Source organism: Pseudomonas sp. K5002 (assembly GCF_013386655.1).
Taxonomy (GTDB): Bacteria; Pseudomonadota; Gammaproteobacteria; order Pseudomonadales; family Pseudomonadaceae; genus Aquipseudomonas.
The window spans coordinates 1-1,425 of record NZ_JACARK010001253.1; the positions used below are offsets into that span (position 1 = coordinate 1).

Genomic DNA, 1,425 nt, shown 5'->3' on the forward strand with positions numbered 1-1,425 from the left:
CATCGTGGCAGCGAGTGTGGTGGCGCCCGACAAACGCGCGGGGGCCGTCGCCGCGATGTTCCTCGGGCTGACCCTGGCGACCATCGGTGGCGTGCCCCTGGCAACCTGGTTCGGCGAGAACTTCGGCTGGCGTACGGCGTTCTGGGGCATCAGCGGGCTCGGGGCGTTCGTGATGGTGGCCCTGTGGTGGGCGCTACCGAATACGCCCGCTCCAAAAGGGGCAAGCCTGATGGCCGAAATCCGCGTACTGGGCCGCGGGCCGGTACTGGCAGCGCTGGCGTTGACCGTGGTGGGGTCCAGCGCCATGTTCACGGTGTTTACCTATATCGCGCCGATTCTGCGGGATGTCACCCACGCCTCGACCAACTTCGTCACCGCAATGCTCGTGCTGTTCGGGATCGGCCTGACCCTCGGCAACGTCTGGGGCGGCAGGTCTGCGGACCGTTCGGTGGACCGCACCCTGATAACGTCGCTCGTGGTCCTGATTGCCGTGCTGCTGGCCTTCTCTGTGCTCATGCAATGGCCGCTGCCCGCCGCCTTGTCGATCCTGCTGTGGGGCGCCGCCAGCTTTGCGCTGGTACCTCCCTTGCAGATGCGCGTGATGGAAGCCGCCAAGGATGCACCCAACCTGGCCTCGGCGATGAACATCGGTGCGTTCAACTTCGGTAACGCCATTGGCGCGGCGCTGGGGGGAGCAGTGATCAACGCAGGGCTGGGCTACCCGGCCATTTCACTGGCTGGCGCGATCATGGCGGCCCTGGGTTTGCTGATGGTGCTGGGCCTCGGCTGGCGTTCGCGGCGCACAGGTTTACGTATCTGCCAGGAACCGGCGCAGGCATAAGGACAGCCGCGCTCAAACGGCCCCCCTGCACCCTCCCCTCTGAAAAGCCCCGAATCCCGGGGCTTTTTTGCGTCTGCCTGCCCGCCATCCATCGCTGCAAAAAATTTCAACTAGTGACTTTCATTATGAAATCCACTGTGCAATATTACTTGCGTAATATTTAGCAACAGATCCCGGAGTCCCTCATGAAGAAAGCCAGCTTCCAACCCATGTCCTGCCCGGTCGCCCGTGCCCTGGAGCACATCGGTGATGGTTGGAGCCTGTTGATCCTGCGTGATGCGTTCTACGGGCTGCGCCGTTTCGACGAGTTCCTGCAGAGCCTCGGGATCGCCTCGAACACCCTGACCCGCCGCCTGAATGCGTTGGTGGCCGGCGGCTTGCTGGAACGGCGCCCGTACCAGGACAACCCGCCGCGCCATGAGTACCACCTCACCGAAGCGGGCCGGGACTTGCGCCAGGTCATTCTCACGCTGATGGCCTGGGGCGCGCGGCATGCCGAGGGCTCGACCAAGGTGTTTCTCGCCGATGAGGCCACCGGGCGCCCGGTGGTGCTGGCGTTGATGGATGCCAACACCGGCAACCCC

At 64.4% G+C, this 1,425-nt stretch carries 2 protein-coding genes; both read left to right on the forward strand.

Annotated elements, in window-relative coordinates; genetic code table 11:
• Nucleotides 1-841 (forward strand): MFS transporter (locus HX846_RS35425; protein ID WP_178967267.1); only part of this gene is annotated, 841 nt, incomplete at its 5' end.
• A 185-nt stretch (nt 842-1,026) separates the two neighbouring features.
• A partial coding sequence (locus HX846_RS35430; RefSeq protein WP_178967268.1) for a helix-turn-helix domain-containing protein occupies nt 1,027-1,425 on the forward strand: 399 nt, incomplete at its 3' end.